Raw genomic sequence first — 24917 nt, 5'->3', positions numbered from 1 at the left:
AATAGACCGACTGTTAACAACAACAATGGTGATCCCCGATGTCCGCCCGTACCCGCCTGTTTGCCCCAACTCCACCCGTACGCCTCGTGCCTTTCGTTCTGCGCTGAACCCACCCGGTTCGCCATTCCCTAGCCGCGCTACGCCTGGAGTATTCCTATGTTGACTTTCCTTGGCTTTGCCATGGTCATCACGTTCATGTTCCTGATCATGACCAAGCGCCTGTCTGCGCTGATCGCCTTGATCATTGTGCCTATCCTGTTCGCGCTGTTCGGCGGCTTCGCGCCTAAGATCGGCCCGATGATGCTCGAAGGCATCACCAAGCTCGCGCCGACCGGCGTGATGCTGATGTTCGCCATCCTCTACTTTGCCTTGATGATCGATTCCGGCCTGTTCGACCCGGCCGTGCGCAAGATCCTCAAGATGGTCAAGGGCGACCCGCTGAAAGTCTCGGTCGGCACCGCCGTGCTGGCCTTGGTGGTATCTCTGGACGGTGACGGCGCCACCACCTACATGATCTGCGTCGCCGCCATGCTGCCGCTGTACCAGCGCATCGGCATGAGCCCGCGGATCATGGCCGGCTTGATCATTCTTGCCGGTGGCGTGATGAACATGACGCCGTGGGGTGGCCCGACCGCCCGCGCCGCGAGTGCGCTGCATGTCGACCCATCGGACATTTTCGTACCCATGATCCCGGCGATGGCTGCCGGCGTGGTGGCGATCCTGGCGATTGCCTATATGTACGGCAAGCGCGAGCGTGCACGCCTGGGTGAACTGCACCTGCAGGGCGACGAGATCGACCACAGCGACATCAGCGTGTCGCAATTCCCCGACGCCCGCCGTCCCAAGCTGATCTGGTTCAACGGCGCGCTCACGCTGGCCCTGATGTGCACGCTGATCGCCGGCCTGTTGCCGCTGCCGGTGCTGTTCATGGTGGCGTTCAGTATCGCGATGATCGTCAACTACCCGTGCCTGCAACAACAGAAAGACCGCGTCGCGGCCCACGCCGGCAGCGTGCTGGCGGTCGTCGGGCTGATCTTCGCCGCCGGTATCTTCACCGGCATTCTGTCGGGCACTGGCATGGTCGACGCCATGTCCAAGAGCCTGCTGGCGGTCATCCCGCAAGCCCTGGGCCCGTACCTGGCGGTGATCACGGCGCTGGTGAGCATGCCATTTACCTTCTTCATGTCCAACGATGCGTTCTACTATGGCGTACTGCCGGTGTTGGCCGAAGCGGCCAGCCACTACGGCATCACCGCGGTGGAAATGGCGCGCGCGTCGATCGTCGGCCAGCCGGTGCATCTGCTTAGCCCACTGGTACCCTCGACCTACTTGCTGGTTGCCCTGGCGGGTATCGAGTTTGGCGATCACCAGCGCTTCACCCTCAAGTGGGCAGTGCTGGTATGCCTGTGCATAATGTTCGCCGCGTTGCTGATGGGGATTTTTCCGCTGTTCAGCACTCTATAATCGTACCGACTCACTCACCGCGCGGCGCTACAGCTTGCGCGGTCTAACATTTGCACAAAGGAATACACATGGAATGGCTGACCAATCCGGAAATCTGGATTGCCTTCTTCACCCTGACGGCCCTCGAGATCGTCCTGGGCATCGATAACATCATCATGATTTCGATCCTGGTCAGCCGCATGCCCAAGCATATGCAGGCGCGCACTCGGATCTTCGGCCTCGCCCTGGCGATGGTCACGCGTATCCTGTTGCTGCTGTCGATCACCTGGGTCATGCAACTGACCGCCGACCTGTTCGTGGTCTTCGGCCAGGGCATCTCCGGGCGCGATCTGATCCTGTTCTTCGGTGGCCTGTTCCTGCTGTGGAAAAGCTCCCAGGAGATGTACCACGCCCTGGAAGGTGAAGAAGAAAGCCAGGACGAGCCCAAAGGCGCCGGCGGCAAGTTCATCTACACCATCATCCAGATTGCGATCATCGACATCGTGTTCTCCCTGGACTCGGTGATCACCGCTGTCGGCATGGTTTCCCACGTGCCGGTGATGGTCGCCGCCATCGTGGTCGCCGTACTGGTGATGATGCTGGCCGCTGGCAAGATCAGCGAGTTCATCGACAAGCACCCGTCGCTGAAGATGCTGGCGCTGTCGTTCCTGCTGGTGGTAGGTACCGTGCTGATCGCCGAAGCCTTCGACGTGCACGTGCCAAAAGGCTACGTCTACTTCGCCATGGCGTTCTCGCTGGCGGTGGAAGCGGTGAACATCAAGATGCGCACCGCCATCGCGAAAAAGAAGAAACAGCAGGATCCGGTGAAACTGCGCAAGGACGTTCCGGGTCAATAAACTGTAGGAGCGAGCTTGCTCGCGAAGAACGTCAACGATAACGCGCACTGCCTGGTTTAACGCGTTGTCCTTGGGTTCTTCGCGAGCAAGCTCGCCCCTAAAGATGACAGTTTTGTTTCAATCCCGAGTTTAGCTATGCGATGCTGGCGCGCAGCCCATTCGCCAACTACAGCTTAAGTACAAGACGTAGAGCGGCACGCGGCAACTTTCCTTCGCTCCTTTGGAGCGCACCCACACGGGGGGCCGAGCATGCTGACCTTGCTCAATCTGCTTTCCGCCGTGACCCTGCTTATCTGGGGCACGCACATCGTCCGTACCGGCATCCTGCGGGTCTACGGTTCCAACTTGCGCCAAGTCATCGGGCAGAACATGTCCAAGCGCTGGCTGGCATTTGTCGCCGGTATCCTGGTGACAGCCATGGTGCAGAGCAGCAACGCCACGGCGATGCTGGTGACCTCCTTTGTCGGCCAAGGGCTGATGAGCCTTACCCCTGCCTTGGCCACCATGCTCGGCGCTGACGTCGGCACCGCGTTGATGGCGAGGGTGCTGACCCTTGACTTGTCCTGGCTGTCGCCGCTGCTGATCTTCCTCGGGGTGATTTTTTTCCTGTCGCGCAAACAGACGCGGGCGGGGCAGCTCGGCCGGGTCGGGATCGGCCTCGGGCTGATCATCCTGGCACTGCAACTGATCGTCGAAGCCGCCGGGCCGATTACCCATGCCCAAGGCGTCAAAGTCATCTTCGCTTCGCTGACCGGCGACATTTTGCTCGACGCCCTGGTCGGCGCGCTGTTCGCGATGATTTCCTACTCCAGCCTCGCCGCCGTGCTGCTGACGGCCACCCTGGCCGGTGCCGGCGTGATCGGTTTGCACGTGGCCATCGGCCTGGTAATCGGCGCCAACATCGGCAGCGGCATCCTGGCCTTTCTCAGCACCAGCATGCAGAACACGGCCGGGCGGCAGGTCGCCTTGGGCAGCCTGTTGTACAAATTGATCGGCCTGCTGTTGATCATTCCGGTACTCGACCCACTCGTACGCTGGATGGACGGCCTGGACTACAGCACTCAAGGCATGGTCATCAGCTTTCACCTGCTCTACAACGTCAGCCGTTGCCTGATCCTGCTACCCACCATTGGCCCGATGGCGCGGCTGTGCGAATGGCTGCTGCCGGAGCACCCGGAGACCAATGGCAAAGCCAAGCCGCGCCATCTGGACCTGGCCGCGCTGGATACGCCAAGCCTGGCGCTGGCCAACGCCGCCCGTGAAACCCTGCGGCTCGGCGATCTGATCGACAACATGCTCACCTCGATGCAGGAAGTGCTGCGTGGCAAACAAACCGCCATCACCCAGGAAATGCGCAGCCTCAGCGATGACGTCGAGGCGCTCTATAGCGCGATCAAACTTTACCTGGCGCAAATGCCCCGCGAAGACCTGAGCGAACAGGACAATCGACGCTGGGCAGAGATCATTGAGCTGTCGATCAACCTGAAGCTGGCGGGCGACTTGATCGAGCGCATGCTACGCAAAGTCCAGCAGCAGAAGACCTCGCAACGTCGGCAATTTTCCGAAGTCGGCCTGGAAGAACTCAGCGACCTGCACAGCCAGTTGATCTCCAACTTGCGCCTGGGCCTGTCGGTATTTCTCAGCGGCGATCCGGAAAGCGCCCGCCAGTTACTGCGCGAGAAACGCCGCTTTCGCGCTCAGGAACGTCGCCTGGCCCACGCCCACGTCAGCCGCTTGCAGCGTAAAATCGTGCAGAGCCTGGAAACCAGCTCCCTGCACCTGGAGCTGATCGCCGACATGAAGCGCTTGAACTCGCTGTTTTGCAGCAGCGCCTATGTGGTGTTGGAAACGTCCGACACCGGCGCACTGTCTGCTGAAGATATCGCCGACATCACCCATTCGCCCTGAACGTAAGCCAGCCAGCGAAGTCAGTTAGCAATGGACCTCGTTCGCCAGGAAGCTTGTTATGCGTCGCCTGATACTCGCCTGCCTGCTGATGGGCTCGGCACACACCTTTGCCTTTGACCGCCTGCAAGTCGAAGGCTACACCTTACCCAACGGCCTGCAACTGCTGCTCAAACCGGGCACAGAGCGCGGGCACGTGGCCATCCGGCTGGTGGTTGGCGTGGGCCTGGACGATTTCGGCTGCGACCAGAAGGAACTGCCGCACTTGTTCGAGCACCTGCTGTTCAGCGGAATAGACGGCGGTGGCGAAGGCGAGCTCGAAGACCGTATGCAAGCGTTGGGCGGCGAATGGAACGCCTACACCAGCAACGCCGACACCACATTCGTGATCGAGGCGCCTGCGCAAAACCAGCGCAAGGTGTTGGACCTGTTGCTGGCAATCATCACCCGCACGCAACTGACCGATGCCAATATCAACGCCGCCAAGCAGGTGGTCGAGCGCGAGGACGGCGGCCATTACTCACACTTGCAACGCCTGCTGGACCGCCAGGACCTCGGCCACAATGCCAGTAACCAGCTAGCTGTCGAATTGGGCCTCAAGTGCGCCGAACGCGCCGAGGTCAACCACCTGACCCGCGAGCAGTTGGAGGCGCTGCGCAAAAATTGGTACGCGCCGAACAATATGACCCTGATCGTCGTCGGCGATCTGGACAAACTGCTGCCGGCCTACCTGGAGCGCACCTATGGCCAACTCGACCCGGTAGAGCCGAGCGAACACCGGCCATTGCCGCAAATCCAGAATGCCGCGGATAGCCATCGCGACCTGATCCACGGTTGGGTCGGCAACAATGCCAAGCTGCATTGGCTGCTCCCGGAGCCCGTGCTGGACGACCAGCATGACGAAACCTACGACCTGCTCAAGGATTACCTCGACTGGGCGTTATACCGCCAACTGCGCCTCAAGCACGGCTTGTCCTACGGCCCGTGGAGCGAGCGCGAAGTGCTTGGCGGCGTCGGGTTCCTGAGCTTGAACGCTGACCTCGAGCGGGACAACCTCGAGCAAGCCGAACACGTACTCAAAGATCTCAAGGCACAGTTGCTCAAGGATGGCCTCGACCCGGCGGTATTCGCTCGGCTGCAGCAAGCCGCCATCGCACGTCAGGCCTGGGCGGTACAGGGCAACAGCGCGTTGGCCGACTATTACTGGAGCGCTGCCGGCGAATATGCCGATGGCCGCTTCGGCGACCCGGCCAAACGCATCAAGGCCGGGAGCCTGGCGCAGACCAATCAAGCCATGCGCCAGGTGCTGGCGCAGCCGGGCTACTGGCGCATCGAAAAACCGCTGTTGAGCTATAACGCGCTGAGCGGGTTGGGTGCGGGTGTGCTGGGGCTGATCGTCTTTGTATTGGTGGCCCTGCGGTTTTATCGCAAACGCAACGCGTAATGAGGCACCGAACAGCGACCTAAGACGCTATCCTGTCTAGGATTTTTCCCACAGCCAGTGTGAACCGCCCATGCCGAACTTGCCGCCCCTTATCCTGCGCGTTATAGAACTGATCAAGCGCTACCCAGGGGTGATCGCACTCGGCGGTTTCATATCGGGCGTGGGCAGTTTCATCCTGGTGGATCGCCAGCAGGGCATGGCCAGCTGGATCGCCGTGATCATGCTGGTGAGCTGGTTGTGGCTGATGCTGGAAAACAGCTTCACGCAGCTGTTTACCAAGCTCTTCAATCGCGAAATACCGGAACCGCTACTGCGCTATGCCACGCAGATGATTCACCAGGAAAGCCTGTTTTTCGTGCTGCCGTTCTTTTTCGTCACCACGGCCTGGAACAGCGGCCAATCGGTGTTCACCGGCCTGCTCGGTGCGGCGGCGCTGGTCTCGATCATCGACCCGCTGTACTACAAATGGCTGGCGCCCAAGCGGTCACTGTTCCTCGCCCTGCACACGCTGACGTTATTCGCCGCATTGCTGACCGCACTGCCGATCATCCTGCACCTGACCACCGCCGAGAGTTACAAGCTGGCCCTGGGCGTCGCCATGGCCCTGTCGATTCCGAGCCTGGCCGTCAGCCTCCCGCTGCGCAGCGTCAAAGGCTGGGCGATGCTGCTGGGGGTCACCGCCGCGATTGGCTGCGCCGGCTGGCTGCTGCGCAGCTGGGTGCCACCTGCCACCCTGTGGATGACCGAAGTGGCCATCAGCACCCAGCTACAAGACCGCACGCCGGGCGACGACCTCAAGCAGGTCAGCGCCGCCCAACTGCGCAGCGGCGGGCTGTACGCCTACACCGCCATCAACGCCCCGCGCGGCCTGGATGAGCGGATTTACCATGTGTGGAAATTCAACGGCCAGGAAGTCGACCGCATTGCCCTGGATATCCATGGCGGCCGCAAGGAAGGTTACCGCGCCTGGACCCACAAGCAGAACTTCCCGCCGGATTCGGTAGGGCGCTGGCAGGTGCGGGTGCTGACCGAAGACGGGCAAGTTATCGGCGTGCTGCGCTTTAACGTCACCGACTCAGCACAAACGGACAACCCCAAGTAAGCCCGATCGTGCTATTACGTAGCAATTGTGGATAGCCAAACAAGCTCGGAGCTTATGACCACTCGCACGACAGCCGGCGCAGCCCAACTCGATACGTCCAGCACACCGCCGTTGCTCCGGATCACCGGTGACTGGACGCTTGCCCACTACGCCAACCTGAAGAAGCTGTCGAATACCCTCGACGGCCAGTACGACGCCGGTGCGCGCATCGACCTCAACGGCCTTGGCGCTTTGGATACCGCCGGCGCTTCACTGCTGGTGGAGCTACTGGGGCCCGAACGTATAGAACACTCCGCCGAGCAGACCGATTGCAGCCTGTCCGCCGCCGACCGGGCATTGCTCAAGACGGTCTACCGCTCGCTCAATGATTTTTGCGTACCGCTCAAAGAAGCGGAAGAAGGCGCGGGCATCCAACTGTTGGCGCGCATCGGCCGTGCCGTGGACACCGTCTGGCAAGACGGGATGAAGCTGCTGGGCTTCATCGGCCTGATCCTTGAAACCTTCGCGCGCGGCATCTTTCGGCCCAAGCGCTGGCGCCTCACGCCAATGGTTGCGCATATCGAACAGACCGGCCTCGACGCCGCGCCTATCGTTGCGCTGCTGACCTTTCTGGTGGGCGCCGTGGTGGCCTTCCTTGGCGCCACGGTGCTCAAGAGCTTCGGCGCGACGATATTCACCGTGGACCTGGTGGCGTTCTCATTCCTGCGCGAATTTGGCGTGTTGCTTACCGCCATCCTGATCGCCGGTCGCACGGCCAGTGCGTTTACCGCACAAATCGGCTCGATGAAGGCCAATGAGGAAATCGACGCGATCCGCACGCTGGGCCTGGACCCGATGGAGCTGCTGGTGCTGCCGCGGGTCTTGGCGCTGCTGGTGGCCCTGCCGATGCTGACGTTCCTGGCGATGCTCTCGGGGATTATTGGCGGCGGCGTGGTGTGTGCGGTGGCCCTGGATATTTCGCCGGCGATGTTCCTGTCGCTGCTGCAATCGGACATTGGCGTGCAGCATTTCCTGGTGGGCATGGTGAAAGCGCCGATCTTCGCGTTTCTGATCGCCGCGATTGGCTGCCTGGAAGGGTTCAAGGTCAGCGGCAGTGCCGAGTCAGTCGGCGCACACACCACCTCCAGCGTGGTGCAATCGATTTTCGTGGTGATCGTGCTGGACGCGGTCGCGGCCATGTTTTTCATGGAGATGGGCTGGTGAGTCGTCTACATCGAGCGCCCACTGAGGCGGTGATCGAGGTGCGCGGCCTGTGCAACCGCTTTGGCAGCCAGAGCGTGCACGAAAACCTCGACCTGGATTTGTACAAGGGCGAAATCCTCGCGGTGGTCGGGGGCTCCGGCAGCGGCAAATCGGTGTTGCTGCGCAGCATCGTCGGCCTGCGCCGCCCCAGCGAGGGGGAAGTGCGGGTGTTCGGCAAGAACCTGCCGAGTTTGGCCGAGCATGAACGTTCGCTGGTGGAACGCCGCTTCGGCGTACTGTTCCAGAAGGGCGCGCTGTTTTCCTCGCTGACCGTCACCGAGAACGTCGCGTTGCCGTTGATCGAGCACGCCGGGCTCAGCCGCGCCGATGCCGAGCATTTGGCGGCAGTCAAACTGGCCCTGGCCGGGCTGCCGCTGTCGGCGGCCGACAAGTACCCGGCGTCGCTGTCCGGCGGCATGATCAAGCGCGCCGCCCTGGCCCGCGCGCTGGCCCTGGACCCGGACATCCTGTTTCTCGACGAACCCACCGCCGGCCTCGACCCGATTGGCGCGGCGCAATTCGACCAACTGATCCTGACCCTGCGCGACGCGCTGGGCTTGAGCGTGTTTCTGGTCACCCACGACCTCGACACGCTGTACACCATCACCGACCGCGTGGCGGTGCTGGCGCAAAAGAAAGTGCTGGTGGCCGATGCCATTGATGTCGTCTCGGAAACCGACGACGCCTGGATTCACGAATATTTCCACGGCCCCCGAGGCCGCGCGGCATTGGATGCCGCTCAATCGCTCAACGAGGTATGACATGGAAACCCGAGCCCATCATGTGATGATCGGATTGTTCAGCGTAATTGTGGTGGTCGGCGCGATGCTGTTCGGCCTGTGGCTGGCCAAATCCAGCGTCGACAGCGCCTTTCGCGATTACGAGGTGGTGTTCAACGAAGCGGTCAGCGGCCTGTCCCAGGGCAGTTCGGTGCAATACAGCGGGATCAAGGTGGGCGATGTCACCAGCCTGCGCCTGGACCCCAAGGACCCACGCCGCGTGCTGGCGCGCATCCGCCTGGCCGGGCAAACACCGATCAAGGAAGACACCCAGGCCAAGCTGGCACTGACCGGCATCACCGGCACCTCGATCATCCAGCTCAGCGGCGGCACCCCGCAAAGCCCGGAACTCAAGGGCAAGGATGGCAACCTGCCGGAAATCATCGCATCGCCATCGCCCATCGCGCGCCTGCTCAACAACAGCAATGACCTGATGACCAGCATCAACCTGCTGCTGCATAACGCCAACCAGCTGTTCTCCCGGGAAAACGTCGAACGCTTGAGCACCACCCTGGAAAACTTGCAGCAGACTACCGGCGCCATCGCGGAACAGCGCAGCGAAATCAAAGTGGTGATGCAGCAATTGATGCAGGTGAGCAAACAGGCCGGCGGGGCGTTGGAGCAGACCACCGTGCTGATGCGCAACGCCAATGGTTTGCTCAACGATCAGGGAAAGCAGGCATTTGGCAGTGCGGAACAGGCGATGAAATCCCTGGAGCAAAGCACCGCGACCATCAACACCTTGCTGACCAACAACCAGGACTCCGTGAACAGCGGCATGCAGGGCCTCAACGAGCTGGCGCCGGCCGTGCGCGAACTGCGCGAAACCCTCGGTTCGCTGCGCGCCATCTCACGCCGCCTGGAAGCCAACCCCAGCGGTTACCTGCTGGGCAGTGACAAGAACAAGGAGTTCACGCCATGAAGCGTGCTTACCGAATGATCGCCCCCGTGGCCTTGGCACTGCTGAGCGCCTGCTCGATCCTGCCCAAGCCGGACCCGTCCGACGTGTACCGCCTGGGGTCGGCCCAGCCCGTCAGCCAAGGCGCGCCGGTGAGCTGGTCGCTGCGCGTGACCAAGCCACAGACCAGCGAGTTTCTCGACAGCCCACGCATCGCGGTGGTGCCCAATGGCGACTTGATCAGCAGCTATGCGAACTCGCGCTGGAGCGATCCGGCGCCGGTGCTGTTGCGTAACCGTCTGCTGGATGGTTTCCAGCGTGATGGCCGGGTGACGTTGCTGAGTACCGACGAGACCAATCTGCAGGCGGACTATGAGCTGGGCGGGCAGTTGCAGGCGTTTCAGAGCGAGTACCACGGCACGGCAGTGGAGGTGGTGATTCGCCTGGATGCTCGGCTGGTGCGCGGCAGCGATCAGCGCATCATCGCCAGCCGCCGGTTTGAAGTACGCCAGCCGGTGAGCGATACCCAGGTGCCAGGCGTGGTGGCTGGGTTTGGGCAGGCCGGGGATGCGTTGAACAGGCAGGTGGTGGATTGGGTGGTGGCACAAGGCAATGCTGCTGCTAAACACTGATGGCCTCATCGGGGGCAAGCCCCCGATAGCGATCCCAGCTTCAACCAAAGAACCAGTAGCACACCGCAATGGCCGCCACCACACCGGCGAATTCCGCCAGTAACGCACAGCCAACGGCATGCCTTGCGCGCTGGATGCCCACCGAACCAAAGTACACCGCCAACACATAGAAGGTGGTCTCGGTACTGCCCTGGATCGTCGCCGCCACCAACGCCGGGAAACTGTCCACACCCTGGGTCTGCATGGTCTCGATCAGCATTGCCCGCGCTGCACTGCCGGAGAACGGCTTGACCATCGCGGTCGGCAGCGCGTCGACAAAACGCGTGTCCATGCCGGTCCAGGCCACCACATGGCGAATCCCTTCCAGGCCGAAGTCCAGCGCGCCGGAGGCACGCAACACGCCCACCGCACAGAGCATCGCCACCAGATAGGGCAACAGGTTCTTGGCAACGTCAAAGCCTTCCTTGGCGCCTTCGACAAAGGCCTCATACACCTTGACCTTGCGCAACGCGCCGATCACCAGGAACAGCATGATCAAGCCAAACAGCGTGAGATTGCCCAAGATCGAAGACAGCCCGGCCAGCGCCGTGGCGGACAGGGTCGCCAGCAATGCCATGAAGCCACCCAGCACCAACGCACCGGGAATCAGGTAGGCCAGCACCACTGGGTCCCACAAGCGCAGGCGCTGCATGACCGCCACTGACAGCAGGCCCACCAGGGTCGACGCGCTGGTGGCCAGCAGGATCGGCAGGAACACCAGCGTCGGGTCGGCGGCGCCTTGCTGGGCGCGGTACATGAAGATGGTCACGGGCAACAGCGTCAGCGACGAAGCATTGAGCACCAGGAACAGGATCTGTGCGTTGCTGGCGGTGTTAGGAATCGGGTTGAGCTCCTGCAACGCCTTCATGGCTTTCAGGCCGATGGGCGTGGCGGCGTTGTCCAGACCCAGGCCGTTGGCGGCAAAGTTGAGGGTGATCAAACCGATGGCCGGGTGGCCGGCGGGCACTTCCGGCATCAGGCGGCGAAACAGCGGGCCCAGGGCCTTGGCCAGCCAGTCGACGATCCCGGCCTTTTCGGCGATACGCAAAAAGCCCAGCCACAGGGTCAAGGTGCCGAACAGCAGCACCATGACTTCCACCGACAATTTGGCCATGGCGAAAATACTTTCCACCATCGCCGCAAAAATCCCCGCGTTACCGCCCACCAGCCATTGCGCCAGTGCTGACACCATTGCCACGACAAAGAAGCCAAGCCACAGGCCATTGAGCATCAGTTAAATCCCCCGAAAGATGGGGCGAATGATAACGGGGCTGGCAGAAACGACAAACCCCGGAATCATCCGGGGTTTGTGTCAGCGCAATCGAGTGATCAGCCGCGAGTGGTCTCGCCGGCCGGCAGCGCCTCTTTGCTGCGCCAGTGCGGCAGGGAATTCCAGTAGCGCTCGCCCTTGGCGTCGTCGTACATGCCTTCCCAGCGGGAGATGACCAGCACGGCCAAGGCGTTGCCGATTACGTTCAGTGCGGTACGCGCCATGTCCATCACACGGTCGACACCCGCGATGAATGCCAGGCCTTCCAATGGGATGCCGACGCTGCCCAGGGTGGCCAGCAGCACGACGAACGACACACCCGGCACGCCGGCGATGCCTTTGGAGGTCACCATCAGGGTCAGGACCAGCATCAGCTGCTGGCCGATCGACAGGTCGATGCCGTACAGCTGGGCAATGAAGATCGCCGCAATGCTCTGGTACAGGGTCGAACCGTCGAGGTTGAACGAGTAACCCGTCGGCACCACGAAGCTGCAGATCGCCTTCGGTGCGCCGTAGGCTTCCATCTTCTCGATCACGCGCGGCAGCACGGTTTCGGAGCTGGCGGTGGAGTAGGCCAGCACCAGCTCATCCTTGAAGATGCGCATCAGTTTGAGGATCGAGAAACCAAACAGGCGGGCGATCAAGCCCAGCACTGCAAACGCGAAGAACAGGATCGCGACGTAAACCAGGATCACCAGCTTGGCCAACGGCAGCAGCGAGGCGAAGCCGAAGTTGGCGACGGTCACCGCGATCAGGGCAAATACACCGATAGGGGCGTACTTCATGATCATGTGGGTGACTTTGAACATGCTCTCGGACACGCCTTGGAACATGGTCACCAAGGGCTCGCGCAGCTCCGGCTTGAGGCTGGACAAGCCCAGGCCGAACAGTACGGAGAAGAAGATGATCGGCAGCATCTCGCCCCGAGCGACGGCAGCGAAGATGTTCGACGGGATCAGATTGAGGATGGTCTCGATGAACGCATGCTCATGCTGCACTTCGGCGGCGGTCGCCTGGTATTTGGAGATGTCGACCGTACCCAGGGTGCTCATGTCGATGCCCGCGCCTGGATGGAACAGGTTGGCCAGCAACAGGCCGACCACAATGGCGATGGTGGTGACGACTTCGAAGTAGAGGATGGTTTTGACGCCGATGCGACCCAGCTTTTTCGCGTCGCCAACACCGGCAATGCCAACGATCAGCGAGGAAATCACGATTGGGATGACGATCATCTTGATCAGGCGAATAAAGATATCGCCTGCCGGCTGCAGCACGTTGCTGATCCACCAGGCCTTTTCAGCACTGAAATGGTTGAGCACTGCACCGATCGCGATCCCCAGCACCAAACCGATGAGGATCTGCCAGGCGAGGCTTAGCTTTGCCTTCTTCATGTCATTACCCTTACTTCAAGTGAACTCAAGGCAAATGCGCCAGCTGGACCGCTCGAAAGCGAAAAAGTGTGTGCATCTGCCTCCATGAAAGGTCACCGCAGCTTGGCCGAAATGGCTTACTGGTAGGCGAAAAAAGGCGCAACTATTCCCATGCGAGGGAGCGACGTCTAATGCCGTAAACGCCTACCCTATGCCGAATCGGCATGGCTTTTTTTGAAAATAATTGTCTGAACGGTCAGTTCGAATGTGCCATTCAAGGGGGTGAACCTGCCGTGAAGCTGCCAATTCAGGCCTGCTCAGAGCGACTTGATGACTTCATATGTTTGGCAGAAATGCCTGTAAAATCCGCGGTCTGGCGTCGGAAACAGCCTGTAGCGTAAGGAAAATTTTCTCGATGGATGGTCGCGCCGACACACCAAGTAATGGTTAGCGGCAGGCAAAACGAAAAATTCAGGCTATGGGCGGCATGACGCCCGGGCCATGAGAGTCATAAGCCCGCCGCAAGTTCAGCAAGCTTGAGGACTTGTGAACTTGCGTCGCAGCTTTTCACCTGACCCGGCCCTTGCGCAGGCACTCCCTGTACCCGTAGGTCGCGCCGATCCTGATCGATCAGAGCAACCCGGCCCCCTGGTCATGCATCGCGCTTGGCGAGCGATGCAAACAGAAAGAAGCGAACGGGCTTCTTTCTATGGACGCCGGCTCCGTGAGACGGAACCTAGTACCAATTCGGATCTTTCTTGAGCTGCTCCATCAGCAGCTTCTTCATGCCTTCGTCCGGCTTACCGAGAAAACGGTAATCGGCGTGGCGCGTCGGGGACTTGTCCGCTGGCAGACCGGCCGGGACTTCCACCAACATCGCGTAGGCATCTTCCTTGTCGAGGCTGAAAGCAACGATCAGGCGCTTGTTCAGGCAAGTGTCTGCCGTCTCGCACAGCGGCCCTACCAGATACTTGTCGCCATCCTCTTCAACAGCGTTCATCTGCTCAGCCGTACCCGACAGGTTCATCACCCATTCCGGCAGGCGTTCTTCTTTCTTCACCACGCCTTGCCAGGTTTCACGGTACTGCGCATCCGTACTGAGCAATTCGTTGGCGCGGGACTGGCCGTCATTGGCGGCCATCACCAGACCGCTGCCGCCCAGGAGCACGGCGGCGGCAATGGCTTTGAGGGACAGAGTGGTCATATTCAGCCTCGGCCGCGACGACCAAAGAAGAACGAAGCGATGAACATCACCAGGAAAACCACGAACAGGATCTTGGCGATACCCGTGGCAGTACCCGCGATACCACCGAAGCCCAAGACTGCAGCCACAATGGCGATGATCAGAAATGTGATTGCCCAACTCAACATGGTGATTCTCCTTAAGCTTTCATAGGGGTAACAGCGGTGATGCCGTACAGCCGCTCGGCATGAGCGACGTTTTGTTGCCTAGAACACCCAGCGCTCTTGAACCGGCAGTTCGCTCAGGGTGGATTCCTGGTCTGCCACTCTCAGTTGCGGGGTGGTTACATCGGCAGCCGTGCTGGCGACGGAACGGAAATGGGTCTGAGTCATGGCCGGACGTTCGAACTGCGGGGTTTGTTGCTGACTCTGCTGCCAATGCTGCATCTGTTGGCCGGCGATCAGGGTGACCATCAACGCGAGACTGGCAAACAGGCCTTGCTGCAGGTGCAGCGGCGATAGACGCAATTGGCTGAAGCTTTGGCGAGTCATACTGCTTTCTCCCGCATTCTGATTATTCGTTCATGACGCTCTATGCAGTACCTATTGCAGAGCGCATGCCAGGTTTATTACAAAATAAAACCCTTTAAAATCATTCGCTTACAAATGATCCTCACCCTCACGACACAGCATCCTGCACGATGACCTGCCTTGGGCCGTGCGAAATGCACGATGGTCATTGGTCGGGCAGAGGGATCGAAAGCGGCAGTACCTTTGCCGAAGCGGCCAGAAGATATGAAAACGCCACTAGTACGGCGCTTTTACTGGGGCGTGTAGGAAGATGTGCAGATAGCTGCGCGACGTTGCCTTTTATCAATCAGAATGAACCATGCAACTTGCCCGATTATTCTGGGACTAAACACCAACATTCATAGTTAAGGAGCGCGGGACAGATGGAATCAGCCAAGGAACTTCAAGGCCGCATTCTTTTAGTGGATGACGAGTCCGCGATCCTCCGCACCTTCCGGTATTGCCTGGAAGATGAAGGCTACACCGTTGCCACTGCCAACAGCGCGGCCCAAGCCGACGCCTTGATGCAACGCCAAGTGTTCGACTTGTGCTTCCTTGACTTGCGCCTGGGGGAAGATAACGGGCTGGATGTATTGGCCCAGATGCGCATTCAAGCGCCATGGATGCGCGTCGTGATCGTTACAGCCCACTCCGCCGTGGACACCGCCGTGGACGCGATCCAGGCCGGCGCTGCCGATTATCTGGTCAAACCCTGCAGCCCGGATCAGTTGCGCCTGGCCACCGCCAAGCAACTGGAAGTGCGCCAGTTGTCGGCACGACTGGAAGCGTTGGAAGGTGCGGTGCGCCAGCCCAAGGACGGTCTCGACTCCCACAGCCCGGCCATGATGGTGGTGCTGGAAACCGCACGGCAGGTCGCCGGCACCGATGCCAATATTCTGATCCTCGGCGAGTCGGGCACCGGCAAGGGCGAGTTGGCGCGGGCTATTCACGGCTGGAGCAAACGCTCGAAGAAATCCTGCGTGACCATCAACTGCCCATCGTTGACCGCAGAACTGATGGAGAGCGAATTGTTCGGCCACAGCCGCGGCGCCTTTACCGGTGCCAGCGAAAGCACGTTGGGCCGGGTTAACCAGGCGGACGGCGGCACGTTGTTTCTCGACGAGATCGGTGATTTTCCGCTCACGCTGCAGCCAAAGTTGCTGCGATTCATTCAGGACAAGGAATATGAGCGCGTGGGCGACCCGGTTACCCGCCGCGCTGATGTACGCATCCTCGCCGCTACCAACCTGAACCTTGAAGACATGGTGCGCGACGGCCGCTTCCGTGAAGACCTGCTGTATCGCCTCAATGTCATCACCCTGCACCTGCCGCCGCTACGCGAACGCAGTGAAGACATCCTGACCCTGGCCGACCGGTTCCTCGCGCGCTTCGTCAAGGAGTACGCCCGCCCGGCGCGCGGTTTCAGCGATCAGGCGCGCGAAGCGCTGCTCAACTATCGTTGGCCCGGCAATATCCGTGAGCTGCGTAACGTGGTCGAACGCGCCAGCATCATCTGCCCGCAGGAAAAGGTCGAAATCAGCCACCTCGGCATGGCCGAACAACCGACCAACAATGCACCGCGCATCGGTGCGGCACTGAGCCTGGACGAACTGGAAAAAGCGCACATCGGCGCGGTACTTGCCACCAGCGATACGCTGGACCAGGCCGCTCGCACCCTTGGCATCGACGCGTCGACCCTGTATCGCAAACGTAAACAGTACAACCTATGAGCTGTACCTCATGAAGCTCGCGATGAAACTGCGCACCCGGTTATTCCTGAGCATCTCAGCGCTGATCACCGTGGCCCTGCTGGGCTTGATCCTGGGCCTGGTCAGCGTCATGCAGATGGCCAAGACCCAGGAATCGTTGATTCGCAGCAACTTCGTTACCCTGGATCTGGGCCTCAAGTTGCGCCAGAGCCTGGGCGACCAACTGATCATGATGCTCGAAAAGCGCCCGGATCCAGCCGCTTTGCAAGCTTCCAAGCAGCACTACTTCGATCTGCTGGACCAGGGCGTCGCCCATGAACAACGCGATGGGCTTACCCACGGTTTCAGTCAGGCACGCGAGGATTACCAGAATCTGTTGGAGGCTTTTGACCAGTCTCAGCAGGACCCACCTGCGCCGGGCAGCAAGGAGAAACTCACTGAAACCTTCAATACCCTGCGCAATGGGCTGATCGTCCACCACAAGCAGGCGTTGGAAAACATCAGTACGAGCGAGCATCAATCCCGCGAACGTGCGTTGTTGATCGCCGGCTTGCTGGGGTTGGTAGGCCTCGCGGTGCTGATCATCGGCTTCGTGACCGCGCATGGCATCGCCCGGCGCTTCGGCGGGCCAATCGAAGCGCTGGCCAAGGCTGCCGACAAAATCGGGCAAGGCGATTTCGAAGTGACGCTACCGATATCATCGGCGGCGGAAATGAACCAACTGACTCGGCGCTTCGGCATCATGGCCGAGGCGTTGCGCCAACATCAGGCCACCAATGTCGATGAGTTGCTCGCTGGTCAGCAGCGGCTGCAAGCCGTGCTCGACAGCATTGACGACGGCCTGCTGATGATTGACCGCCAAGGTCATCTTGAACACCTTAATCCGGTCGCGCAGCGCCAACTGGGCTGGGACGAAGAACGCCTCGGCCAGGGCCTGGGCGAAGCACTGGGCCGCCCGGAAATGGATGAACAACTGCACCTGGTGTTGCGCGGCGGCAGCCTGGAGCGGGCCCCGGAAGACCTGGAGGTGGAAGTCGAAGGCGAGCTGCGCCTGCTGACGTACAGCCTGACTCCGGTCAGCCATACTGAGGGGCACATTCTGGGCGCGGTGATGGTGTTGCATGACGTCACCGAGCAGCGCGCCTTTGAGCGGGTGCGCAGTGAGTTCGTGTTGCGCGCCTCCCATGAGCTACGAACTCCCGTGACCGGTATGCACATGGCCTTCGGCCTGTTCCGCGAGCGGGCCAAGTTCCCGGCGGAATCACGCGAAGCAGACCTGCTGGACACGGTCAATGAAGAAATGCAGCGGTTAATGCAGCTGATCAACGATTTGCTCAATTTCTCGCGCTATCAGAACGGCCTGCAGAAACTCACCCTCGGGCCGTGCGATGTCACCGACCTGCTGGAGCATGCCCGGGCCCGATTCGCCGAGCCGGCGAACGCACAAAGCATCGAACTGCTGGTGGAGGCCCAATCTGACCTGCCACGCCTGTATGCCGACCGAGCACAACTGGAACGCGTACTCGACAACCTGCTGGGTAACGCCCTGCGACACACCGCCGAGGGCGGGCAGATTCGCTTACAGGCTCGACGTCATGGCGAACGGGTGATCGTCAGCGTCGAGGACAACGGAGAAGGTATTGCGTACGGCCAGCAAGGGCGCATTTTCGAGCCCTTCGTGCAGGTGGGCCGCAAGAAAGGCGGCGCCGGCCTGGGGCTGGCCTTGTGCAAGGAAATCGTGCAATTGCACGGCGGTCGCATGGGTGTGTACTCACGGCCGGGGCAGGGCACCCAGTTCTATATGGCCCTGCCTCTGTAGGCGTGTGCTCTGTGGCGAGGCAGCTTGCTCCCGCTGGGCCGCGCAGCGGCCCCGAAACTCACGGCGCTGCGCACCCGAGCGGGAGCAAGCTGCCTCGCCACAACGACGTGCCGGCATTCAGCGCTGGTTCAAGACGCGCAGGATCGCCGCACTTTGCGCATCCGGCGTTCCATCGAACAGCGATGGACGGAAACGCATCTGGAACGCGGCGATTACATGACGCGTGGCCACATCCAACTCACCGGTTTGCGGCGTCTGGTAGCCCAGACGAGCCAGTTCTTGCTGGAACCAGAGGATGCTCGGCAGTTGCGCGGCGTACTGCACCTGGAATCGAGCGACCGCCTGGGCATCCGGCCAAATCCCGACGCCTTCGTCAGCCAGGCGCTTCCAGGGGAACAGCGGGCCCGGATCCAGCTTGCGCTGCGGTGCGATGTCGCTGTGCCCAATGATGTTCTTGGGGTCGATCCCGTTACGCTTGCTGATGTCCTTGAGCAACACCACCAATGATTTCACCTGAGCTTCGGAATACGGGTACCACACCCGCCCAGTCGGGGTATCGCTGTAGCCTGGGTTGACGATCTCGATACCGATGGAGCTGGAATTGAGCCAGGTGCGCCCCATCCATTCGCTTTCACCTGCATGCCAGGCGCGTTGGCTTTCATCCACCAGCTTGTAAATGGTGCCGGAGGCGTCATCGCCGACCAGGTAATGGCTACTGACCTGCCCCTTGGTCAACAGCGCCAAGGAGCGCTCAAGGTTGGTCGAGGTGTAATGGACCACGACGAACTGCACGCGGTTATCGTGGTTCATCGAAGGGTGACTGGTGTTCAAACACGGGCCGCTGGAGCAACCGGCGAGCAAAAGAGCTGCAAAGGCGATGTATAGGGATTTCATAAGAGAAGGCATTACGCAGAGGACGATAATGCAACAGTGTAACGTAACGTCAAATCCCAGGCTGCCAAATCACAAAATGGAACATCTTTTATGCCGCCTGCACCTGGTTACGCCCGGCGGCCTTAGCTCTGTAAAGCGCTTCGTCAGCGCGCTTGAGCGCAAGGTCACTGCGCTCGCCCGGCTGGAACTGAGCAACGCCCATGGACACTGTGATGGTCACCGGCTCGCCCTTGAAGTGGAACGGGCAGGCCTCGATGGCGGCTCGCAACGCATCACCCACCGCCAAGGCATCGGCCAGGGCTGAGTTGGGCATCAACAACACGAACTCTTCGCCGCCAAAGCGCGCGATGAAGTCGCTCGGCCGCAGGCGCTTGCTTAGCACATTGGCGATGATCTTCAATACTTTGTCGCCGGCCAGGTGGCCGTAGCCATCATTGATCCGCTTGAAATGGTCCAGGTCCAGCATGGCCAGTGACAGGCTGTTGCCACGCTGGTGCCAGGCATTGACCTCATGATCCAGGCGCTCACTCCAGGCTGCACGGTTGGGCAGCCCGGTGAGCGGATCGACCAGCGCTTTCTGGCGCTGTATCTCCAAATGCTCGCGGTAACCTTGAGCTTCCTGCTCCATGTTCGCCACCCGCTCTGCCAAACCCTGGAGGCGCGCGGCCACTTCCTGTTCGCGCTGATCACGTTGCTGCTGGTGCTCGTCCATGGTCCCGAGCAGGCCTTCAAGGTGGCTTTCCAGCACCTGCTTGAGGCTGTCCAGATCCGCAGCTTCCTGCACGCTGCTTTGCAGGCCGTCCACCTGTTCGCGGATCTGCGTGTCCAACTCCCGCGCGGCGGAGCGGCTGTCGGCGTGACCCTCGCTGGCCACCTGCAGATGACCCTGGAATGCCTCAAGGCGCTCGTTGAGCTGCTTGAGGTAAGCCTCGAACTCATGCTGGCCGCTGTCGGTGACGGCCAGCATCAGCACCGCCAAGTCATCGAGGATCGGCAACAGTTCGTACCAGTTCAAGCCATGGGCAAGGCGCTCGCGCATGGCTTCGGCCTGGGGCCGGTGGCGTTCGGGCAGGGACAGGTCTTCCAGCAGGCCGAGCAAGGTGTCTTCAATATGCTGGGCAACCGAGCTGTAGGAAGGCTCGGGCGAATCGGGCAGGGCGTAGAGACCGTCCGACTGCAATGCATCGGGGTCAGGCTCCGCGGCATCCAATACCGGCGGGAGAGAGAGGCTGCCGATGAGCGTTTCTTCAGGCGTGTCGCCTGGATCTAACGGCGCTTCGATAAAGGCAGCAAGCGCGCTTTCGGGAGCAGTTTCCTCGACCGGCGCTTCAGGCGCCGCAGGTTCGGGGGTTGCGTCAGGTTTCGGCGCAGGCGGCCTTTGAGCAGGCGCTTCATACTCAAACGTTGCGCTGGCTGACCCCGGCTCTTCAACAGGCACAACGGGGTCAGGCTCGGAGGCGGCTGCTGTTTGCGGCAACGGTGCAAAAGCCCGCAAGGCTTGCGTCAGCTCCTCGGACTGAGCGGGTTCCAGCGGCTCCGGTGCAGCTCTGGGCGCAACGGGTTTTGCCGCAGGCAGAACGTCGGGCTCAGGCGCGGGGGTTTCGGTGGAGACCTCTTTCGTACCAAACAGGCGTTGCAATAATCCAGGCCCGGAGCGCGGGGTTTCGCCATCTGGCTCCAGGTTATGCAGTGCCTGCTCTTGCAGGCTGCTCAGCTCGCTGAGCAGCAGCGGTATTTCTCGCGCCTGCCCAACCCGACTGTCGAGCTGCTTGGCGAAGGTTTTCAGCGGGCGCGCCACTTCTCGAGGCAGCGGAAGTTTCTGCAACTGCGCGACCAGGGCGGTAAGAGCAGTACTGATCTGGTCAACCCGTGTTTCACGGCGCTGCTCGGAATCCAGCACAGCCTTTTCCAGGCGCGGCAGCAGGGCGGCGAGGGCAGCGTCCATGTCGTCTGTACGCACGACATCGCGCATTTCCTTCATGCATTGATCGACCGCGCGGTCAGTACCTTCAGCCGCCAGCGTGCTGCGCACCAGCCCTCGGCGTAGCAGGTCCAGACGTGCGGCCCAGCGGCGTTCGAGTTTGTCTTGCTGCTCGACGCTTTTAAGGTATTTTTCTTTCCAGCGCTGGGCGTCGTCGCTCATGCAAGAGGTCCGCCGGTGCCTGGACTCAACGCGGGTAATGCATCCGCCGTGAGCGAACCCGGCAGACGAATCTCTACCGCGACCGGCAGGTGATCGGAAATGGGCTGCGCCAGCACCTGCACACTTTCCAGTGTGAGGCTCGGACTGAGCAGGATATGGTCAAGACAGCGCTGCGGACGCCAGCTGGGAAACGTGGCTTCGACTTGCGGCGCCAGTAAGCCGAGGTCGCGCAGTGGGGAATTCTGCAGCAGGTCAGTGGCGTGGGTGTTCATGTCACCCATCAGTACCTGATGCTTGTAGTTGCCAATCAAGTCGCGCACGTAGGCCAACTGGAGGTTGCGCGTACGCCCGCCGAGGGCCAGGTGCATCATCACCACCACCAGCGCTTCCGGACCTTCTCCAAAGCGCACGAGGATAGCGCCACGCCCCTTGGGGCCCGGCAAAGGGTGATCCTCGATGACGGTCGGCTTCAAGCGACTGAGCACACCATTGCTGTGCTGCGCCAGGCGCCCGAGGTTGCGATTGAGTTGCTGGTACCAGTAGGGAAAGGCGCCGAGCTGGGCCAGGTGCTCCACCTGGTTGATGTAGCCCGAGCGCAGGCTGCCGCCGTCGGCCTCCTGCAGAGCGACCAAATCGAAGTCGCTGAGCAGGTCGCCGATTTTCTGCAGGTTCGTGGTGCGCCCTTTGTGCGGCAGCACGTGCTGCCAGCCACGCGTGAGGTAGTGCCGATATTTCTCGGTACTGTTACCCACCTGGATATTGAAGCTGAGCAGGCGCAAGCGGCTGTCCGCCGGCAGGCCTGTGGATTCCAGGTGATGTTCGTTGACCTGCGGGTCATGCAGGCCTACGACGCGTTCGGTACCCCAGCGGCGCATGGCGAGCCCCTTACTTGGCTGCGCGCTCTTTGGCGATCAGCTGGTCGGCAACATTCAGAGTCTCTTCAGGGCCGCCGGTGCTACCCAGGTCGAAACGGTACTTGCCGTTGACAATCAGGGTCGGCACGCCTTGTACGCCATACTTCTGCGCGAGTTCCTTGGCCTGTTTGATCTGGCCCTGGATGGCGAAGGAGTTGAAGGTGGCCAGGAACTTGTCCTTGTCGACGCCTTGGGTGGCAACGAAGTCAGCCATTTCGTCTGGCTTGGTGAGGCGCTTGCCTTCTTTCTGGATCGCGTTGAACACCGCGTTGTGGACCTTATGCTCCACACCCATGGCTTCCAGGGTCAGGAACAGTTGGCCGTGGGCATCCCATGGGCCGCCGAACATGGCTGGAATGCGTTTGAAGTTCACGTCCTTGGGCAGCTTTTCGGCCCAGGGGTTGATGGTCGGCTCAAAGGCGTAGCAATGCGGGCAGCCGTACCAGAACAGCTCCACCACTTCGATCTTGCCGGGTACCGAAACAGGCACCGGGTTAGCCAATTCGACGTAGGTTTTACCGGCTTCAAGCGGCACGTCGGCAGCTTGTGCGGTCATGCCGAAGAGACTGGCAGTGACGAGAGCGGCGCTGAGGATCAGATTACGCATGCTTTACTCCTGGACAAATAAAGTCGCCTCACGCGACCTTTAGTTGTGACAGGTCTACGCGGACATGAGTTCGTTAGTGTAACGGCAGCAGCCACAAAAAAGGGCGGCCTGAGCCACCCTTTTTATGCTTGCATCGATGGATTAATCGAGCGTTAACGTTGCAGGCTGTCAGTGCAAGCCCTGGATGTAACTGGAGATTGCCGCAATGTCCTCGTCGCTCAATTTGCGGGCGATGGTGCGCATGGTCATTGCGTCGCCATCGTTTGCCCGGCCGGCTTCTTCCTTGCGGAAGTCGGTCAGCTGTTTGGCGATGTAGGTAGCGTGCTGGCCGCTTAGGTGCGGGAAGCCTGCCGCGGCGTTGCCTGCGCCATTGGGCGAATGGCAGCCGGTACAGGCGGGCAGGCCCTTGTCGAGGTCGCCACCACGAAACAGCTTCTCGCCACGGGCGACCAGTTTCGGATCGGCAGCTCCCACGCTGCCTTTCTGGCTGGCAAAATACGCCGCAATGTCAGCCATGTCCTGATCGCTGGAATTGGCCAGCAAGCCGGTCATTTCCAGCACCACGCGCTTGCCATCCTTGATGTCGTGCATCTGCTTGGTCAGGTAGCGTTCACCCTGGCCGGCCAGTTTGGGGAAGTTCGGCGCCGGGCTGTTACCGTCCGGTCCATGGCAAGCACCACACACGGCGGCTTTCGCCTGCCCCGCGGTAGCGTCGCCTGCAGCATGGGCAACACCGGTGATGCCCAAGGTCAACAGCAGACTCACGATCAGTTTGTTCATCAGCTAATCCAACTACGGCTAAGGGTTTAAGAGTTATCTACCGGGTTTACTCACCATCAATTCACTGATGGCCTGGTAATCCTCAGTACTGCAGTCCATGCACAAACCACGCGGCGGCATTGCCTTGAAACCCCGGGTCACGCGTTGCGCCAGCGTGACCATGCAAACTCGGTTGTACAGCGCTTCCGGTTCCTGTGTAGCCTTGTCGCCCTAACGTGCGCCCAGGACACCGAAGCGAGTCACCATCCGGCCATACATCGACCTTTTCAGGGTTTGAGAGCGTTTTGCGTTCTAATGCGCAATGAAGGTCTTTCGCTCCCGTGAACTTCATCCTTCGCTGGGACAAAGCACACACAAAATCTGCGGCATTATATACTGGCGCTACTGAAACGGAAACGACACCGCTTGCCGCACCCTTTTTCGGCACCGCCCACATCGGAAATCTCATGCAACTCAAGAATCCCATCCTCGGCCTGTGCCAACAGTCCACCTTCATGCTCAGCGCCGCCAAAGTGGACCAATGCCCCGATGACGAAGGCTTTGAAGTTGCCTTTGCCGGCCGTTCCAACGCCGGCAAGTCCAGCGCACTGAACACCCTGACCCATGCCAGCCTTGCACGCACCTCGAAAACCCCAGGTCGCACGCAACTGCTCAATTTCTTCAAGCTAGACGATGATCGGCGTCTGGTCGACCTGCCGGGCTACGGTTATGCAAAAGTTCCTATCCCGCTGAAGCTGCACTGGCAGCGTCACCTGGAGGCTTACCTGGGTGGCCGGGAGAGTTTGAAGGGCTTGATCCTGATGATGGACATCCGTCATCCAATGACCGATTTCGATCTGTTGATGCTCGATTGGGCAGTCGCCAGCGGCATGCCGATGCATATTCTGCTGACCAAGGCCGACAAGCTCACCTACGGCGCAGCCAAGAACACCCTGCTCAAAGTGCAGTCCGAAATCCGCAAGGGCTGGGGCGATGCAATCACCATCCAACTGTTCTCGGCGCCAAAGCGCCTGGGCCTGGAAGACGCCTACACTGTACTGGCGGGCTGGATGGAATTGGCCGACAAGGGCGCGGAAGTCGCCGAGTAACTTTTGCGCAGGCAAAAAAAACCCCGGACTTCGTATGGGGAGGGGAAGTTCGGGGTCCAAGTTCCGGACCGCTAGGGCGGGGTCCAGATATCTGCCAACACTTAACACAACATAGGAGCATTGAAGGGCTTCACCACCCATTCAGTAACTCTGAGTGGCGGTTCACAGGTTAAGTTCCGAAAGGTTGAAAAAACACTTGGAAATAACTGACAGCGGTTTCCATTCTAAAG

General features: G+C 60.6%; 22 protein-coding genes and 1 pseudogene. 12 read left to right on the top strand and 11 right to left on the bottom strand.

Annotated elements, in window-relative coordinates:
• The first annotated feature begins 156 nt into the window (after positions 1-156).
• From C4J94_RS00510 to C4J94_RS00470, 9 genes are all read left to right on the top strand, one after another.
• Positions 157-1464, top strand: coding sequence for a CitMHS family transporter (locus C4J94_RS00510; RefSeq protein ID WP_124384520.1), 1308 nt, complete (start codon positions 157-159; stop codon positions 1462-1464).
• 68 nt (positions 1465-1532) lie between these two features.
• Positions 1533-2300 carry a TerC family protein gene (locus tag C4J94_RS00505; RefSeq protein ID WP_124384519.1) on the top strand — a complete coding sequence of 256 codons (768 nt, stop codon included), beginning with the start codon at positions 1533-1535 and terminating at the stop codon, positions 2298-2300.
• Positions 2301-2549: 249 nt separating this feature from the next.
• Positions 2550-4208, top strand: a complete 1659-nt coding sequence (locus C4J94_RS00500) for a Na/Pi cotransporter family protein (protein ID WP_124384518.1) — start codon at positions 2550-2552, stop codon at positions 4206-4208.
• Positions 4209-4266: 58 nt separating this feature from the next.
• Positions 4267-5649, top strand: coding sequence for a pitrilysin family protein (locus C4J94_RS00495; RefSeq protein WP_124384517.1), 1383 nt, complete (start codon positions 4267-4269; stop codon positions 5647-5649).
• A gap of 70 nt (positions 5650-5719) precedes the next feature.
• Positions 5720-6751, top strand: a complete 1032-nt coding sequence (locus C4J94_RS00490; protein ID WP_124384516.1) for a DUF5924 family protein — start codon at positions 5720-5722, stop codon at positions 6749-6751.
• 54 nt (positions 6752-6805) lie between these two features.
• Positions 6806-7954, top strand: coding sequence for an ABC transporter permease (locus tag C4J94_RS00485; RefSeq protein WP_124384515.1), 1149 nt, complete (start codon positions 6806-6808; stop codon positions 7952-7954).
• Positions 7951-8754, top strand: a complete 804-nt coding sequence (locus tag C4J94_RS00480) for an ABC transporter ATP-binding protein (protein WP_124384514.1) — start codon at positions 7951-7953, stop codon at positions 8752-8754. The genes C4J94_RS00485 and C4J94_RS00480 overlap by 4 nt, the downstream gene beginning before the upstream one ends.
• A gap of 1 nt (position 8755) precedes the next feature.
• Positions 8756-9694, top strand: coding sequence for an MlaD family protein (locus C4J94_RS00475; RefSeq protein WP_124384513.1), 939 nt, complete (start codon positions 8756-8758; stop codon positions 9692-9694).
• Positions 9691-10302 (top strand): ABC-type transport auxiliary lipoprotein family protein, encoded by a 612-nt coding sequence (locus C4J94_RS00470; RefSeq protein ID WP_124384512.1) that lies wholly within the window; start codon positions 9691-9693, stop codon positions 10300-10302. Before C4J94_RS00475 ends, C4J94_RS00470 begins: the two co-directional genes overlap by 4 nt.
• Positions 10303-10342: 40 nt before the next feature.
• Here the strand turns inward: C4J94_RS00470 and C4J94_RS00465 are convergent, their stop codons facing one another.
• From C4J94_RS00465 to C4J94_RS00445, 5 genes are all read right to left on the bottom strand, one after another.
• Complete coding sequence (locus C4J94_RS00465) at positions 10343-11572, bottom strand: nucleoside recognition domain-containing protein (RefSeq protein WP_005783476.1); 1230 nt, start codon at positions 11570-11572, stop codon at positions 10343-10345.
• Between the two features lie 98 nt (positions 11573-11670).
• Positions 11671-13002, bottom strand: coding sequence for a glutamate/aspartate:proton symporter GltP (gltP, locus tag C4J94_RS00460; RefSeq protein WP_124384511.1), 1332 nt, complete (start codon positions 13000-13002; stop codon positions 11671-11673).
• A gap of 715 nt (positions 13003-13717) precedes the next feature.
• Positions 13718-14185, bottom strand: coding sequence for an inhibitor of vertebrate lysozyme family protein (locus tag C4J94_RS00455; RefSeq protein ID WP_124384510.1), 468 nt, complete (start codon positions 14183-14185; stop codon positions 13718-13720).
• Positions 14186-14187: 2 nt separating this feature from the next.
• Positions 14188-14352 carry a DUF1328 domain-containing protein gene (locus tag C4J94_RS00450; protein WP_003170804.1) on the bottom strand — a complete coding sequence of 55 codons (165 nt, stop codon included), beginning with the start codon at positions 14350-14352 and terminating at the stop codon, positions 14188-14190.
• Positions 14353-14430: 78 nt separating this feature from the next.
• Positions 14431-14715, bottom strand: a complete 285-nt coding sequence (locus C4J94_RS00445) for a hypothetical protein (protein WP_124384509.1) — start codon at positions 14713-14715, stop codon at positions 14431-14433.
• 401 nt (positions 14716-15116) lie between these two features.
• Here C4J94_RS00445 and algB point away from each other — a divergent pair, with 401 nt between their 5' ends.
• A complete protein-coding gene (gene algB / locus C4J94_RS00440) occupies positions 15117-16463 on the top strand; it encodes a sigma-54-dependent response regulator transcription factor AlgB (RefSeq protein WP_124384508.1) in 1347 nt (448 codons plus the stop codon).
• Between the two features lie 10 nt (positions 16464-16473).
• On the top strand, positions 16474-18261 hold the full coding sequence (locus C4J94_RS00435; RefSeq protein ID WP_124384507.1) for a KinB sensor domain-containing domain: 1788 nt from the start codon (positions 16474-16476) through the stop codon (positions 18259-18261).
• A 117-nt stretch (positions 18262-18378) separates the two neighbouring features.
• Here C4J94_RS00435 and C4J94_RS00430 read toward each other — a convergent pair whose 3' ends face one another.
• The 6 genes and pseudogenes from C4J94_RS00430 to C4J94_RS27705 all read right to left on the bottom strand — a co-directional run.
• A complete protein-coding gene (locus C4J94_RS00430) occupies positions 18379-19155 on the bottom strand; it encodes an N-acetylmuramoyl-L-alanine amidase (protein ID WP_124384506.1) in 777 nt (258 codons plus the stop codon).
• Positions 19156-19243: 88 nt separating this feature from the next.
• The gene (locus tag C4J94_RS00425) at positions 19244-21298 is read right to left on the bottom strand and encodes a diguanylate cyclase (protein WP_124384505.1); all 2055 of its coding nucleotides are present in this window, start codon (positions 21296-21298) and stop codon (positions 19244-19246) included.
• On the bottom strand, positions 21295-22173 hold the full coding sequence (locus tag C4J94_RS00420) for an endonuclease/exonuclease/phosphatase family protein (protein ID WP_124384504.1): 879 nt from the start codon (positions 22171-22173) through the stop codon (positions 21295-21297). The genes C4J94_RS00425 and C4J94_RS00420 overlap by 4 nt, the downstream gene beginning before the upstream one ends.
• Positions 22174-22183: 10 nt before the next feature.
• Positions 22184-22819, bottom strand: a complete 636-nt coding sequence (gene dsbA / locus C4J94_RS00415) for a thiol:disulfide interchange protein DsbA (protein WP_124360647.1) — start codon at positions 22817-22819, stop codon at positions 22184-22186.
• 168 nt (positions 22820-22987) lie between these two features.
• Positions 22988-23599 (bottom strand): cytochrome c4, encoded by a 612-nt coding sequence (locus C4J94_RS00410; protein WP_124384503.1) that lies wholly within the window; start codon positions 23597-23599, stop codon positions 22988-22990.
• A gap of 33 nt (positions 23600-23632) precedes the next feature.
• Positions 23633-23809: pseudogene (locus tag C4J94_RS27705) on the bottom strand (cytochrome); the annotation flags it as partial.
• Between the two features lie 236 nt (positions 23810-24045).
• On the opposite strand from C4J94_RS27705, the gene yihA reads away from it, so the two are divergent.
• The gene (gene yihA / locus C4J94_RS00400) at positions 24046-24687 is read left to right on the top strand and encodes a ribosome biogenesis GTP-binding protein YihA/YsxC (protein WP_124384501.1); all 642 of its coding nucleotides are present in this window, start codon (positions 24046-24048) and stop codon (positions 24685-24687) included.
• Positions 24688-24917 lie beyond the last annotated feature (230 nt).

Origin of the sequence: Pseudomonas sp. R5-89-07 (genome assembly GCF_003851685.1) — a bacterium.
Taxonomy (GTDB): domain Bacteria; phylum Pseudomonadota; class Gammaproteobacteria; order Pseudomonadales; family Pseudomonadaceae; genus Aquipseudomonas.
Note: the sequence above shows the minus strand (reverse complement) of the source record. Positions and strands in the feature narration are given on the sequence as shown.